Origin of the sequence: Schaalia sp. JY-X169 (genome assembly GCF_014069575.1) — a bacterium.
Taxonomy (GTDB): Bacteria; Actinomycetota; Actinomycetes; order Actinomycetales; family Actinomycetaceae; genus Scrofimicrobium.
In genome coordinates this window covers 1957304-1971745 of sequence record NZ_CP059675.1, presented here as the reverse complement: position 1 = coordinate 1971745, position 14442 = coordinate 1957304, and the positions used below count along the sequence as shown (strand labels likewise).

Below are 14442 nucleotides of genomic sequence, written 5' to 3'. Positions count from 1 at the left end.
CTACAGTCCCACTTGACGTAGGCGCCGTGCAGGAAGGAAACAACCATGCTTGATACAGGAGCAACCGCGTGGATGCTGACCTCAGCGTCCCTAGTTTTACTCATGACCCCGGCGCTCGCGCTGTTTTACGGGGGGATGAGCCGCAACAAATCAGTACTCAACATGATGATGATGGTCTTTGGTGCGCTCGCCGTAGTTGCCGTCATCTACCCGCTGTGGGGATGGTCGATGACCTACGGTGGACAACCGATCGCGGGGATCTTCGCGAACCCGTTCGAACAATTCGGCCTGATGGGAACCTTCGACGGCGCGGCCGTTGACGACTTTGGTGTTCCCGCCTGGGTCGGGGTGGCATTCCAGTCGACCTTCGCAATCATCACGGTGGCACTCATCGCAGGATCCCTGGCGGAGCGCGTCAAGTTTGGAACCTGGATGCTGTTCGCGACCCTGTGGGTCACGCTCGCGTACTTCCCGATGGCGCACATGGTGTGGGGCGGGGGGCTGCTCTCAGGGGATGGCCCCATCGCGGCCCTGACAGGCACCGCGCCTATCGACTTCGCGGGTGGCACAGTCGTGCACATCAATGCGGGAATGGCAGCGCTGGTGATCGCCCTCGTCATCGGGACGCGGCGCCGGTTTGGTAAAGAACAGGTGCGCCCGCACAGCCTCCCGCTGATCATGCTGGGGTCCGGACTGCTGTTCTTCGGGTGGTTTGGTTTCAACGCGGGTTCCGCGTTCACCGCGGACGGCCTCGCCGGAATGGCGTGGGTCAACACGACAACCGCGACCGGGGCGGCGATGCTGGGGTGGATGCTGTATGAGCAGATCACAGAGAAGCACGCCACCTCCCTCGGCGCCGCATCGGGTGTCGTGGCAGGTTTGGTGGCGGTCACCCCCGCGGCTGGGGCGCTGAACCCGGTTGGTGCGATCGTCCTCGGGCTTGTTGCGGGGTTCGCGTGTGCGGCGGCGGTGAGTTTGAAGTACCGCTTCGGGTTTGATGACTCGCTTGACGTGGTTGGGGTCCACCTAGTGGGCGGCCTCGTCGGAACGGTGGCGATCGGCTTCCTTGCGACCGAGGGCGGACTGCTTTTCGGTGGCGGGTTCGCGCTGCTGATCACGCAGGTGTTGATCGCGTTGGTGGCGCTGGTTTTCTCCGGGGTGGTCACGTTCGCGGTGGCGAAAGCGTTGGAAAAGACGGTCGGGTGGCGCGTGTCGGACAAAGACGAGCTGCTGGGAATCGACCTGACGCAACACGCGGAAACCGCGTACGAGCCGCAGGTTCTCGCGGGGAACTACTAGAAAGGGGCGGGGCGATGAAAATGATAACAGCAGTGATCCAGCCGAATCAGGCGGGTCCGGTGCGAGAGGCGATTGAGACACTGGGACTCGGGGGTGCGACTGTGACCGCGGTTTCGGGCGTAGGGCGGCAGAAGGGGCTCAGCGAGCACTATCGCGGCGCCGATTACACGCCGCACATGGTGCCGAAGACAAAGGTTGAAGTGGTTGTCAATGACGAGGTCGTAGAGGGTGCGCTGGAGGCGATTGTCGCGGCGGCTCGGACCGGCTCCATCGGTGATGGGAAGGTTTGGGTGAGCCCGATCGAGGAGGTCGTTCGGGTGCGGACGGGGGAGCGAGGGGCGGAGGCCGTGTAGCGGGCCCCGGCCCCGCTGGGCCCGGCCTCGGCCGTCCCGGCCTCGCCTGGCTCTGCCGAACTGGGCCCCGGCCCACACCCGGCGTGCCCGACCCCGGCCTCGCCCGGCAGGCCCGACCTGGCGTTCACCATCAGTGTCAACGAAAGCCCCGCGGAATCTCAGGACTCGCGGGGCTTTCCCATACCTGCAGCCGCCCTTCCAAGTCATCCGGGTTTACGCCTCCCGGCGGCCTGGCTTTTCCGCAGCCCTGACTCTACCGGCGGCCTGGCTTTTCCTGCGGTCACCACTTTCGTCCGTCTGGCACTCGGACGACCGCGGGGTCCGGCCGTCTTCGTACCACGTGGTCGGTCCCCCGTAGGTTCCTCGGTCCCCCGGAGGGCGAAAAGCCGGCTGTTTTGGGGTCGGGATTGCACTTCCGGGGGACCGAGGTGCCGCTGGGGGACCGAGGAGCCGCCCTCAGGGTCGCCCGTACCGGGAGTGTTGCGGATATCCGCGGCGTAACCCGCAGGATCGCCGCTCCAGAGGTTTTGTGCGTGGTCGTCGTCGGGTTTGGTGCGTGGCCGTCCTCGAACCCCAGTGGTCGGTCCCCCGTAGGTTCCTCGGAGCTGTGGAGGGCGAAAAGCCGGCTGTTTTGGGGTCGGGATTGCACTTCCGGGGGACCAAGGTGCCGCTGGGGGACCGAGAAGGGATCAACTGTTGGGGACCGAGGCGCCGCTTGGGGACCGAGGCGCGGGAAACTGCCGGGCAACCGGCTGCCGCAGCTAGCCCCGTGCCTCCAACGCAGCCCCGATCAGCCCGGCAAACAGCGGGTGCGGCTTGGTCGGCCTCGACTTGAACTCCGGGTGCGCCTGCGTTGCGACGTAGTACGGGTGCAGGCTCTGGTCCAACTCCACGAACTCCACCAACTCCCCGTCCGGCGAGGTCCCACTCACCTTCAAGCCCATATCGCTGAGGATCTGCCGATATTCCGGGTTTACCTCGTAGCGGTGGCGGTGCCGCTCCGACACCGACGTCGTACCGTACGTCCTCGCCACCAGAGACCCGGGCTCCAGCACAGCGGGGAAGGCCCCGAGCCGCATCGTGCCCCCCACATCGCCCTCACCGCTGACGATTTCCTCCTGAGAAGCCATCGTCGTGATCACGGGATCGACGCAGTTCGGATCGAATTCGGTCGAGGACGCACCTGGCAGACCAGCGAGATTCTGCGCCGCCTCGATCACCATGGACTGCATGCCTAGGCACAGCCCCAGGGTGGGGACACGGTTCTCCCGAGCCCACTTGAGCGCGGCAATCTTCCCCTCGATACCCCGCACCCCAAAGCCTCCGGGAACCACCACTGCGTCGACCCCTTCAAGCGCCTGAGCTGCTTGCCCATCATCGGCGCAGGTGTCGGCCGCAACCCAGCGAATACTCACCCGTGCGTTGTTGGCAAAGCCCCCTGCTCGCAGCGCTTCAATCACCGACAGGTACGCGTCAGGCAGGTCGATGTACTTGCCAACGATGGCGACCTCGACCGAGTGTTGAGGCTCCGTCACCCTGGCGAGAAGCTCATCCCATGCCGACCAATCGGCCTCGTCCAACTTGAGATGCAAACGCTCTGCCACCAGCGTGTCTAGGCCCTCGCTATGGAGGATCTTCGGGACCAGGTAGAGGCTCTTCGCGTCCGGGCAGATCACCACCGCATCCCGCGCCACCCCACACATCACCGAAATCTTACGCCGCACCGAATCTGGCACCTCGATCTCCGAGCGCAACACCAGCACGTCCGGCTGGATACCCAGGCCGCGCAAAGCCGTCACAGAGTGCTGCGTCGGCTTGGTCTTGAGCTCATTCGCAACCTTCAAATAGGCCAGCAGCGACACGTGTATAAAGAGGCATCGGTCGCGCCCCAGTTCGGCGTGGATTTGCCGGGCGGCCTCGAGAAACGGCGTCGACTCGATGTCGCCCACCGTCCCGCCAATCTCCGTAATGATGACGTCGGGAACAGGCGAGCCGTCGGTGGGGTGCGCCTGCGCCCTCATCCGCCGCATGATTTCGTCCGTGATATGCGGGATGACCTGCACGGTATCGCCCAGGTACTCGCCGCGTCGCTCCCGCGCAATCACCGACGCGTAGACCTGCCCGGTGGTGACGTTCGCGCCACCGGAGAGCGGTTCGTCCAAGAAACGCTCGTAATGCCCGATGTCGAGGTCGGTTTCCGCCCCGTCCTCGGTCACAAAAACCTCGCCGTGCTGGAAGGGGTTCATCGTGCCGGGATCGACGTTTATGTAGGGGTCTAGCTTCTGCATCGCGACCGTGACCCCGCGCGCCTTAAGGAGCATCCCCAGCGAGGAGGCCGTGAGGCCCTTGCCCAATGACGAAACGACGCCACCAGTGATGAAAATGTGCCTAGGGGAATCGGACTTGTTTTCCTGCTCTGCGCTCTTTGCCATGGACCCCAATTGTAAGCCCCGAAGCCTCATCCTCCCAGATGCGATCGGATTCTGGAGGGGCGCCCTCGTCCACGTTCTAGTCGGGCAACGGCAGATGTCGGAGGGTCGGTATACCGTTTTCTAGTCGGCATAGCGACGGAAGGAAGCCCATGTCACCTCTGGTTGGGATCATTGACTATCGGACGGGAAACTCGCGTAGTTTCTCGTACGCCCTCGACCGCGTGGAAGTCCCTAACAGGTTGGTGGTTACGCCTCGGGATGCCGAGGGCGTGACGCATTTTGTTCTGCCCGGTGTCGGGGCGGCGGGGGTGACGATGGACTCGCTTGCGGAGCAGGGGTGGATTTCGTACCTCAACGACGTGGTGGTGGGCGAGGGCGTGCCGTTTTTGGGTGTCTGCGTCGGTCTGCAGGTCCTCTTTGACCGCAGTGCCGAGGGGGATGTGGGGTGTCTGGGCTGGCTCCCCGGGTCAGTGGAAAAGTTTGATTCGAGGGCGCTGACGGTACCGCACATGGGGTGGAACTCAGTATCCGCTTCGGGTACCGCCGCGAACCCCCAGGTTTTCCAAACCATGTTTGGTGAGGGCGGATACTTCTATTTTGTGAACTCGTACTTTGCGCGACCAGCGGATGAGAGGACCGTCCTCGGCGTCACTGACTACGGGGAGCCGTTCGCGTCCGTTGTGGGGTTGGACAACGTTTTGGCAACACAGTTCCACGTTGAAAAGAGCGGGCAAACCGGGCTGGCAGTTCTGCGGCAGTTCGTAACTACGATGGGCGTAGGGGGCCTCAATGTTGACTAACCGGCTTGTAGCCTGCTTTGACGTAAAGGAAGGCCGCGTCACTAAGGCGTTGCAATTTGAGGACAACATCGATGTCGGTGACCCCGCACAGCTGGCCGGCAGGCTCTACCAGGAGCAGATTGATGAGATCGTTTTCTACGACATCATGGCCAGTGCCGAAAAGCGCCGGGCGGATATCGCGACGGTTGCTGAGGTTGCGAAGAATATCTTTGTGCCGCTGACTGTTGGTGGGGGGATTCGCAGCCTCGACGACATGCACGCGGTTCTGGCGGCGGGGGCAGAGAAGATCAGTATCGACTCCATGGCCGTGCGTGACCCTGCGCTGATCACGCGTGGTGCCAGCGAGTTTGGGGTGCAGTGCATCGTCGTGAGTCTGCAGGCGAAGTGGGTCGGTCGCAGCGCGGAGATTCCCAGTGGGTATGAGGTCGCTATTGACGGTGCCAGAGTTTTCACGGGGATGGACGCGATTGAGTGGGCTCGCAGGGCGGAGGGGTTGGGGGCTGGTGAGATCGTCGTCAACAGCATCGACCGCGACGGGACGGGGCGTGGCTACGAACTGGACCTGACGGGGCAAATTGCTCGCGCGGTGACGGTGCCGGTGATTGCCTCGGGAGGGGCGGGGACAGCACAGCACATCATGGATGGGTTCGACGCGGGGGCGTCGGCGGCTATTATCTCCTCGATGTTGTATTCGCCCCGCAATAGGAACGTCTCCGTGCCAGAGTTGAAGGCGGAACTGTTGGCGGCGGGGGCGAACGTGCGGCCGCTGGTGGTGTAGGCCGTCGCGTACCAAAACCGTGGGGCCGCTACTTTCGGTGTCTGGTGGGGCCGCTCGCGATTTGGGCCACTACTCGACCGTCACCGACTTCGCCAGGTTGCGGGGCTGGTCCACGTCTAGACCTTTCGCGGAGGCGAGGGCGCAGGCGAACTCCTGCAGCGGTATGACCTGCAGGAGCGGCAAGAACAGGGTCGGTGCTGGCGGCACCCGGAACACCACGTCCGCGAAGGCATCCACGGAGGTATCGCCCTCTTCCGCAACCACCAGTGTGCGGGCGCCACGGGCCTTGACCTGCTGGATGCTCGAGACCGTCTTGCGGTGCAGTTCGGGCCTGCGTGGCGTGGGGACAATAACGAAGATGGGCGTGCCTTCTTCGACGAGGGCGATCGGCCCGTGCTTGAGTTCCCCAGCGGCGAAGCCCTCGGCGTGGATGTAGGCGATTTCCTTGAGTTTCAGCGCGCCCTCCATCGCGACAGGGTAGCCGACGCCGCGGCCCAGGTAGATGACTGAGGTCTCCTCGGTCATGGTTGAGGCCACTTGCCGCACGTACTCCCCATTGCTGAGGACTTCCTGCATCTTGTCGGGGATTTGCGCCAGTTCCTCCAGGTAGCCCTGGATTTCATCGATGTACTTGTTGCCGCGAACCTGTGCCAGGTAGAGCCCCAGAATGTAGGTCGCGGTGATCTGCGCGGTGAAGGCCTTGGTGGAGGCGACGGCGATTTCCGGGCCGGCGTGGGTGAGGAGAACTGCGTCGGACTCGCGCGCGATCGTCGACCCGGGAGTGTTGACAATGGCGATCACCTTGGCGCCCTGGTTCCGCGCGTGCCGGATCGCCATGATCGTATCCATGGTTTCCCCCGACTGGGAAACAGCTACGACCAGTGTCTTTTCGCTGACGACGGGGTCGCGGTAGCGGAACTCGTGGGCCAGTTCGACCTCGACCGGAATGCGGCACCAGTGCTCAATCGCGTAGCGCGCAACCTGCCCCGCGTAGGCGGCGGTGCCGCAGGCGACGATGATCATCTTGTCGGCGCGCCGCAGGACGTCCTCGGAAATGCGCACCTCATCCAGGGTTAGGTGACCGTCAGAGTCCGTCCGGCCGGCAAGGGTATCGAAGATGGAGCGGGGTTGCTCATGGATCTCCTTCTCCATGAAGGTCGCCCAGTTTCCCTTTGACGCACGGTCCCGGAGGAAGTCGACGTTGAGCTCCTTGGGTTGTACCGGGTTGCCGTCGCGGTCGAGGACGGTGACCGCGGTTGGGGTCACGGCGACGACCTGGTCCTGGTCGATTTCGAGGGCGGAGGTCGTGAAGTCCGCGAAGGCCAACGCGTCAGAGCCGAGGTAGTTGGCGCCCTCGCCCACACCAACCACCAGCGGCGAGGAGCGCCGCGCAGCCACGATGGTGTGGGGGGCGCCCGCACAGGTGGCGAGCAGCGTGTAGCTGCCGACTAGTTGGCGGGTCACGTTGAGCATCGCTGCGAGGAGGAGGCGGACCTGGGCTTCTTCGTCACCCTCGACTCCAGAAAGGGTGCCTGACCAGGGGTGTAAGTCGGGATCCGCGACGGCTCGTCCGAGTAGATGTGCGACCACCTCCGTGTCAGTATCTGAGACGAAGACCTGCCCTTCGGCGCGTAGAGCCTGCGCGAAGGCGGGTGCGTTCTCGATGATCCCGTTGTGGACGAGGGCGATGCGTCCATCTGTCGAGACGTGCGGGTGGGCATTGGCTTCCGAGGGTTCGCCGTGGGTCGCCCAGCGGGTGTGGCCGATGGCGGCGGTGGCCGGGGCGGGAGGGTTTTTCGCGAGTGCGTCCCTCAGTTTCGAGAGCTTTCCGGTTCTCTTGATGACGGTGGGGACGCTGCGGTCGGGGCTGTTGAGGGCGATGCCGGCGGAGTCGTAGCCCCGGTATTCCAGTCGGGCGAGGCCGGCTAGGACGACCTCCTCTGGTTGCTGGGAGGGGGTTTTTCCGACGCATCCGACTATTCCGCACATGGGTTTATGTAACCACCATTACGGCGGTTGGTGCAAAGAGGCGCGGCGGGGCGGTGGCCGACGCCCGCCCACCGACCTGCTCCGGCACCGCCCTGCCGCGACTGCACCCCGCCCCGACCTGGCCGTGGCCGCACGCCGCCGCAGTCCTGCCTCGCCACACCGCCCCGCTCCGGCACCGACCTGGCCGTGTCGTTGCCGGTTGGTCCCCGTGGGGCGCCTTGGTCCCTTGCAGGTGGTGTTCGAGGTCGATTTGGTAGGGTTTTTCGCCCTCGGCAGCTCCGAGGAGCCTGCGGGGGACAGAGGCTGTCCGTCTGAGGAGAGTCTGGGTTGAGAGTCTGGGTTGAGAGTCTGGGTTGCGAGTCCGGGTTGCGAGTCCAGGCCGACGTGCGGGAATCTTGACCCGCACCGCAACTCAGGGTCGCCTCCGTTTGACCTACAATGGCGAAACAGGCGGCAGCCAGGTTCGAAGAGCGAGGTGATGCGCGTGCTCAAGCGGGAACTAGCCTGCGCTCCCAGAACGGCCTCTCCCGAGGTTGCGCAGCACAATCGCATGCGCATACTAGAGTGCCTCATCGATGTGGGCCCCCTTTCTCGTGTGGAGATTGCTCGGCTTACCCGCATGGCCCCCGCAACCGTCAACAGGCTCACGTCTTCCCTAATGGCGCAAGGACTGGTGAGTGAGGCGGGAAGCAACGGTGCGACAGGTGGACGGCCGTCGATGCTGGTCAGGTTTTGCCCAGAGGCGAGGACGATCTTGGCACTCGACATTTGGGAAGGTGCGATCGAGGTTGCACTACTGGACTTGGATGGCTGCGAAATCGAACGAGATCGAGTTCCGATATTGGGGACCGAGCCGCAAGAGAAACTAGACCTCTTGGTGGCGGTGGTTGCCGAGTGGGATACCAGAGAGGGCAAGAGGATAGCGGCTATCGGAGTGTCCGTACCCGGTCCGGTCGACGACGACGGAGTGGTGCTGATGGCTCCGGCTTTGGACTGGTACAACCAACCCGTTGGTGCTTCTTTGCGGGGGGCAACGAATGCCCCGGTCGTCGTTGAAAATGACGTGAACCTAATTGCACTCGCCGAGTACTTGAATCTTGACGATCCCGGACACAAAACGCTTGTCGCGATGGCTGTGTACGAGGGCGTCGGCGCCGGGATTGTCGAGGACGGTCGACTGTGGAGAGGCAACCACGGTGCTGCGGGGCAGTTTGGCCGCATGCTGAGAGATGTCTCTGGTTTGAAGCATCAGCGCCATGGATTTGGACATCTCGAGGCGGAGCTCGGAGAACACGGACTCCTACAGCGGGCAATCAATGCTCGCGTCGTTTCTCCCGAAGTGGAGAGTGCCGATGCTGTGTTCAGTGCCGCTGAAGAGGGTGACGAAGAAGCTGTCGCCATGGTTGAGTCAGTTGCCGATGATTACGCGTTCCATCTGGTGAACGTGTGCGCGATGATTGCCCCGGACATTGTGGTTTTCGGCGGACTCTTTGAACGTTGGTCCGACTTGCTCATCCCTATGATCGAGGAGAGACTGCGGGGGAACGTCGTACATGAGCCGGAACTTGCAACGGCATCGCTAGGGGATGAGGGCAAGTTGGTGGGAGCTGGGATGTACGGTTTGCGTCGGGCCGGAGGGCTCGCGGCCGTGCTCTCCGAGTAGCTGACACCCCCGGTGAGGCTTCCGACGCCTGGTGAGCTATGGCTCCCAATCCACGCCGCTCCCGACCAGAAACTAGTGCGCAACCTGGGCGCGCAACCCGCAAGCAAAAGGTAACAAACTTGTGATCTTGGCTGTGAGCTGCATGTTTGTGCCGTTTTGGGACGCAATTCATCTGAAAACCGTCATCGGGGTGCAGACGTGTGACCCATACCTCGTGTAGTGTGACCTCAAGACCTTATTTGCGGATCAAAAATAACCCTTAATACAGGCCATGGTCTGCATGTTTGTTCAGCTGCAGTCGAGGTTCAGTTCCCCGACTGAATCTGGCGAAGCCCACATTGCCGTGGGGGCTCAGCCACACCGGTGAGCATTCCGAAGAATGCGAATCGCACAGTGTCCCGTAGGGGCACAGTTCAAAGTCCAAAGGAGGACCAAAGTGAAGCTAAGGAAGACACTCGTAGCCGTCGCTGCCGTAGCCGGACTCACCCTGGCTGCTGCATGTTCGTCACCTACCCCCGCGGGAACCGACTCCCCCGAAAGCGCGGAGAGTGGCGAAGCCACGGAAAGTGCGGGCCCTTTCACCATCGGCATTTCCAACGCCTTTGTGGGTTCCGAATACCGCACGCAGATGATTGCCGCCATTGAGGATGTGTTCAATGAGTACCAGGAACAGGGCATCTTAGATGAACTGGTAATGGAGAACGCGGACACGGATGTGAACGGTCAGATCCAGCAGGTTCGCAACCTTATCAACAAGGGCGTCGACGCCATAATCATCGACCCTAACTCAGCTACCGCCCTAGACGCGGTGTTCAAGGAAGCCATCGGTCAGGGCATCAAGGTCTACGCCATTGACCAGGCTGTGGAGACACAGGAAGTCCTCAACATCGGTATTTCGCAGCAGGATCTAGGGGCTGCTTCGGCTACCTGGTTCGCTGAGGCCGTAGGGGATGGTGCCAAGATTGTCACTGTAGAGGGTGCCGCGGGCAACCCGGCAACCGAAGCTCGCTGGGCCGGTGCGGAGCCGATCTTCGAGGCCGCAGGCATCGAAGTTCTTACCCGTGGGGACGGTGGCTGGGACCAGACCACTGGTCAAACGGTCGCCACCGACCTTCTTGCCACCTACCCCGATATTGCTGGCATCTGGACCTATGACGGCATGGCACAAGGAACGCTGAAAGCCATTGAGGCCGCTGGCAAGACTGATTCGGTCATCACCACGGGTGAGGCGCGGGTTGGCTTCATGCGCATGTGGAACGACCTGCTTGACACCGGCTTCAAGACCGCTGGCGTCATCAACCCTCCGGGTACAGGCGCCACGGCCCTGCATTTCGCTGTCAACCAGCTACAGGGTCTCGAACTGGATGAATCGAAGCTAGCAGAGGACGGGCACTCCATCATCCTTCCCCTGGATCCGACCATCACCGACGCCAACTTTGCTGAGTACTGGGAGCCGGTTAAAGACGAGCCAGACACCTATGTTCTGGACTCGATCCTCACCGCCGACCAGGTCATGGCGTACTTCAAGTAACCAACCCGGGGTGGGTCGGTACCTCCGGCCCACCCCACCATCAGCAAAGGGGCAGACTCTCAATGCCTTACCTCGTCATGGAAGATGTTTCCAAACGCTTTGGTGGCGTTCGGGCTCTTCAGGGTGCCAGCCTGCAGGTCAATGCGGGGGAGGTACACGGGTTGCTGGGCGCCAACGGCTCCGGCAAGTCAACCCTAAACAAGGTGCTGTCAGGCACTGTTAATCCCGACCAGGCGACAATCTCTATTGCTGGCGAGCCGGTGCGGATCACGCGACCCATCGATGCTCACCGTCATCACGTCGCCTCTGTGTACCAGCAGTTGTCGCTGGTTCCCGAGTTGAGCATTGCCGACAACTTGTCCCTCGGCACCGAGATTTCCCGCGCCGGATTCGTCGACCAAAAGAGGTCACGCCAATACGCGGAAGATGCCCTTGCCCATTTTCTTCCGGGAATGGATGACGGCATTACCCTGAACACCGAGGTTGGGGACCTCTCACCCGGATCGCAGCAGCTGGTAGAGATCGCCAAGGCCGTGGGCCGCCATCCCCGCATCCTCGTCCTCGATGAAGCAACCGCCTCCCTGCGCCGAGACCAGGTCGAACTGGTCTTCTCCAGGGTGCGCCAGCTGGTTGACGAGGGCGTAGCGGTGGTTTTCGTTTCGCACCGCCTTGAAGAGGTACGCCAAATCTGCCAGAAGGCGACGATCCTACGCAACGGCAAGACTGTTGCCACCGTTGATATGCAAGACATGTCAGAAGCCCGCCTTGTTCGCCTCATGGTTGGCGACTTGGTCGAGGATGAAACAGAGAAGACCGAACAGACCCAGCGCGCCGTCCTCCGCGAAGAGGTACAGCTGGAGACTCGCAACCTTCACTCCGCCAACCTTCGGGGGATCAACCTGGACGCCCGAAAAGGTGAGGTAGTTGGACTCGGTGGCCTGCAGGGTCAGGGTCAATCAGAGCTCCTTCACGTCCTCTTTGGGGACATTGCGAAGACCTCTGGTGAAGTCAAGATCGCCGGTGAAACCCAGAACTACCGCCGCCCCCGCGGGGGAATCTCCGCCGGCGTCGCCCTCGTCCCCGGGGATCGCGGCAGCCAGGGTCTGCTGATGACGCGCCCCATCCTCGAGAACCTCTCCATCATTAGCGGACGCAAGCGTCTTGTAGCCAAGTGGTTCATCAACATGGGACGCGAAAAGCAGGCGGCTGGCACCGAAGTCGATCGCCTCCAAATCAAAATCGGCAACCTACGCGACGCTGTCTCCACCCTCTCTGGTGGTAACCAGCAGAAGATCGTCCTCGGCAAGTGGCTGATGAACGACCCGCGTGTCGTCCTCCTCGACGATCCCACCAAGGGCGTTGACGTCGGTGCGAAGGCTGAAATCTACGAAATTATCCGCACCCTGGCGGCAACGGGGGTCACGGTCATCCTCAACTCCAGCGATGACCAGGAACTGGTGGCCCTGTGCGACCGCGTGTTCGTGTTGTATGAGGGCGAGGTCGTCACGGTTTTGAGTGGTTCCGAAGTCACCCAGGACAACCTGGTCTCAGCCGCACTGCTTGTCGGTACAGCGGATTCCGCTGGAACAAAGGGAGGGAACTAATGACCGAAACAAAGACCGGCCTGATGGACGTCCTTCGCGATGGGTCGTGGACCAAGCGGTTCAACTTCCGCCTCAACTATGCCGTCACCCTCGGGCTGCTCATCCTGGCGGTGGTCATCAACGCCGCGTTGCAGCCCACCTTCTTTACTCAGTACTCCCTGACCAGCAACTTCGCGACCTTTGCCCCGTTGGTCTTCGCGGCAATCGCTCAGGCCATAGTCATCATCGGCGGCGGCATCGACCTCTCTTTGGGGGCGCAGGTGGCTTTCATTAGCGTCGTGACTCTGAAGGTAATGGACGGCCAGGACTCGCGAATCTGGCTGGGAGTCATCACCGCGCTGGTAACCGGTGCCGCTTGCGGCGCGCTCAATGGCTTTATCGTCGCGGTGATCCGCCTGCAGCCCCTGATCGCCACCTTCGCCACCTCGTCCGTCTTCGCCGGCCTCGCCCTGGTGGTCTTGCCAACCCCGGGTGGGGCGGTCCCGGCTTCTATGGTTTCCGCCTACCGCATGGCCGTTGTGGCAATACCGGTGCCCATCCTGCTGGTCGCCCTCGGCATGCTGGCGTGGTGGGCGATGTCGAGGACGCGCTACACGCGCCAGCTCTACGCCGTCGGTGGTAACCGTGAAGCCGCCTACGCCTCACTGGTGCCGGTGACCTCGGTGACGTTCCGCAGCTTCGTGTTTGCATCGATGTTCGTTGGCATCGCCGCGTTGACCGTCCTCGCGAATACCGGATCCGGCGACCCGTTCATTGGCGCCAACATGGCGCTGGACTCCATTGCCGCCGTCGTCCTCGGTGGTATTGCCCTGTCCGGTGGACGTGGATCACCGTTTGGGGCTGTCGCAGGTGCGCTGATTTTGGCGATCTCCTCCAACATCCTCTTCTTCTTGAACGTACCTACGACATACCGGGCCCTGGCATCCGGCCTCATCATCATCGTGGCGCTGGCTCTTTCCGTGATGACGACTAAGAGGGGAAAAGCATGAGTACCGCAATCGACACTCCCGTTGAGGAACTGGCCCGGGAACGCAGTCTCGGCGTCCTGAAGAACCCCGTCCTCATCGCCCTCGTCATCACGGTACTCCTGATCGTCGTGGGGCAAATCGTTTCCCCCGGCTTCGGGTCTTACAACCAGATTCTCGCGATGCTGCGGGTCGCGTCTTTTCTAGGGTTTATCGCCATCGGACAGACCATAGTGATCCTTTCGGGTGGCGACGGTATCGACCTTTCAGTGGGGAAGGTGGCGACCCTGGGGGCGATTGTCGCCTCGAAAATCATGGAGGGTTCCAACGACAACCTAGTCTTAGGGATCCTGATTCCGCTTGCGGTCGGTTGCACGATTGGCTTCTTCAATGGCCTTGGCATCTTGCTCCTGCGAATTCCCCCCTTCGTGATGACGCTGGGCATGTCCGGCGTGGTTACCGGGCTCATCCTTGCTTACACCGGCGGAGTTGCGGGAGGGCGAAGTGCTCCGGCTCTAACCGCACTCGTCAACGGGCGCTGGTTGTTCAACATCCCGGGGGTCCTCTACCTTTGGGTCATCGCCACCATCCTCGTGACGATCTTCCTGCGAAGAACTTGGACCGGGTGGAACATATTTGCCGTGGGAGCGAACCGCACGGCCGCTCGACTCTCAGGCATCCCGGTGACGAGGACGGTTCTGCTGTCCTATGTTCTCTCAGGACTCTTCGCAGTGGTGGGTGGTTTGATGCTGTTGGGGTATACGGAGACCGTCTTCCTGAACCTGGCCGACAACCTGACTTTGCCGTCGGTGGCAGCGGTGGTGATTGGTGGAACCCTGGTGGCCGGGGGCATCGGCGGCTACGTTGGCTCCGCCATCGGCGCCGTCCTGCTGACGGTGCTGTCCTCATTCCTCACCACCATCAATATGCCGGAGTCGGGACGAATCATTATCAACGGTGTTGTTCTCATCCTTCTACTTGCGGTTTACGGCAGGCAGCGGAAGCTGCGTGCGTAGGTGATTTTGTAG

General features: G+C 62.2%; 11 protein-coding genes. 9 read left to right on the top strand and 2 right to left on the bottom strand.

What is annotated here, in order from left to right; translation table 11 throughout:
• Nucleotides 1-45 precede the first annotated feature (45 nt).
• Both H2O65_RS08550 and H2O65_RS08545 read left to right on the top strand, forming a co-directional pair.
• Nucleotides 46-1299: an ammonium transporter gene (locus tag H2O65_RS08550; protein ID WP_182141303.1), complete on the top strand. Its 1254-nt coding sequence runs from the start codon at nucleotides 46-48 to the stop codon at nucleotides 1297-1299.
• A 14-nt stretch (nucleotides 1300-1313) separates the two neighbouring features.
• The gene (locus tag H2O65_RS08545; RefSeq protein WP_182141302.1) at nucleotides 1314-1652 is read left to right on the top strand and encodes a P-II family nitrogen regulator; all 339 of its coding nucleotides are present in this window, start codon (nucleotides 1314-1316) and stop codon (nucleotides 1650-1652) included.
• A 761-nt stretch (nucleotides 1653-2413) separates the two neighbouring features.
• On the opposite strand, the gene H2O65_RS08540 is transcribed toward H2O65_RS08545, so the two are convergent.
• Complete coding sequence (locus H2O65_RS08540) at nucleotides 2414-4084, bottom strand: CTP synthase (RefSeq protein WP_182141301.1); 1671 nt, start codon at nucleotides 4082-4084, stop codon at nucleotides 2414-2416.
• Nucleotides 4085-4233: 149 nt separating this feature from the next.
• On the opposite strand from H2O65_RS08540, the gene hisH reads away from it, so the two are divergent.
• Both hisH and hisF read left to right on the top strand, forming a co-directional pair.
• Nucleotides 4234-4884, top strand: a complete 651-nt coding sequence (hisH, locus tag H2O65_RS08535) for an imidazole glycerol phosphate synthase subunit HisH (RefSeq protein WP_182141300.1) — start codon at nucleotides 4234-4236, stop codon at nucleotides 4882-4884.
• Nucleotides 4874-5662: an imidazole glycerol phosphate synthase subunit HisF gene (gene hisF / locus H2O65_RS08530; RefSeq protein ID WP_182141299.1), complete on the top strand. Its 789-nt coding sequence runs from the start codon at nucleotides 4874-4876 to the stop codon at nucleotides 5660-5662. Before hisH ends, hisF begins: the two co-directional genes overlap by 11 nt.
• A 69-nt stretch (nucleotides 5663-5731) precedes the next feature.
• Here hisF and glmS read toward each other — a convergent pair whose 3' ends face one another.
• A complete protein-coding gene (gene glmS, locus H2O65_RS08525) occupies nucleotides 5732-7651 on the bottom strand; it encodes a glutamine--fructose-6-phosphate transaminase (isomerizing) (RefSeq protein WP_182141298.1) in 1920 nt (639 codons plus the stop codon).
• A 478-nt stretch (nucleotides 7652-8129) separates the two neighbouring features.
• On the opposite strand from glmS, the gene H2O65_RS08520 reads away from it, so the two are divergent.
• The 5 genes from H2O65_RS08520 (at nucleotide 8130) to H2O65_RS08500 (ending at nucleotide 14430) form a co-directional block, all read left to right on the top strand.
• Nucleotides 8130-9314, top strand: coding sequence for an ROK family transcriptional regulator (locus tag H2O65_RS08520; protein ID WP_310649228.1), 1185 nt, complete (start codon nucleotides 8130-8132; stop codon nucleotides 9312-9314).
• A gap of 436 nt (nucleotides 9315-9750) precedes the next feature.
• Nucleotides 9751-10845 carry a substrate-binding domain-containing protein gene (locus H2O65_RS08515; protein ID WP_182141296.1) on the top strand — a complete coding sequence of 365 codons (1095 nt, stop codon included), beginning with the start codon at nucleotides 9751-9753 and terminating at the stop codon, nucleotides 10843-10845.
• A 62-nt stretch (nucleotides 10846-10907) separates the two neighbouring features.
• A complete protein-coding gene (locus H2O65_RS08510; protein ID WP_182141295.1) occupies nucleotides 10908-12449 on the top strand; it encodes a sugar ABC transporter ATP-binding protein in 1542 nt (513 codons plus the stop codon).
• A complete protein-coding gene (locus tag H2O65_RS08505; protein WP_182141294.1) occupies nucleotides 12449-13438 on the top strand; it encodes an ABC transporter permease in 990 nt (329 codons plus the stop codon). Before H2O65_RS08510 ends, H2O65_RS08505 begins: the two co-directional genes overlap by 1 nt.
• Complete coding sequence (locus tag H2O65_RS08500; protein WP_182141293.1) at nucleotides 13435-14430, top strand: ABC transporter permease; 996 nt, start codon at nucleotides 13435-13437, stop codon at nucleotides 14428-14430. The genes H2O65_RS08505 and H2O65_RS08500 overlap by 4 nt, the downstream gene beginning before the upstream one ends.
• Nucleotides 14431-14442: the final 12 nt, after the last annotated feature.

Coding starts and splice junctions, on each gene's coding strand:
- H2O65_RS08550 (WP_182141303.1), top strand. CDS start 46: ATGCTTGATACAGGAGCAACCGCGTGGATGCTGACCTCAGCGTCCCTA.
- H2O65_RS08545 (WP_182141302.1), top strand. CDS start 1,314: ATGAAAATGATAACAGCAGTGATCCAGCCGAATCAGGCGGGTCCGGTG.
- H2O65_RS08540 (WP_182141301.1), bottom strand. CDS start 4,084: ATGGCAAAGAGCGCAGAGCAGGAAAACAAGTCCGATTCCCCTAGGCAC.
- hisH (WP_182141300.1), top strand. CDS start 4,234: ATGTCACCTCTGGTTGGGATCATTGACTATCGGACGGGAAACTCGCGT.
- hisF (WP_182141299.1), top strand. CDS start 4,874: ATGTTGACTAACCGGCTTGTAGCCTGCTTTGACGTAAAGGAAGGCCGC.
- glmS (WP_182141298.1), bottom strand. CDS start 7,651: ATGTGCGGAATAGTCGGATGCGTCGGAAAAACCCCCTCCCAGCAACCA.
- H2O65_RS08520 (WP_310649228.1), top strand. CDS start 8,130: ATGCGCGTGCTCAAGCGGGAACTAGCCTGCGCTCCCAGAACGGCCTCT.
- H2O65_RS08510 (WP_182141295.1), top strand. CDS start 10,908: ATGCCTTACCTCGTCATGGAAGATGTTTCCAAACGCTTTGGTGGCGTT.
- H2O65_RS08505 (WP_182141294.1), top strand. CDS start 12,449: ATGACCGAAACAAAGACCGGCCTGATGGACGTCCTTCGCGATGGGTCG.
- H2O65_RS08500 (WP_182141293.1), top strand. CDS start 13,435: ATGAGTACCGCAATCGACACTCCCGTTGAGGAACTGGCCCGGGAACGC.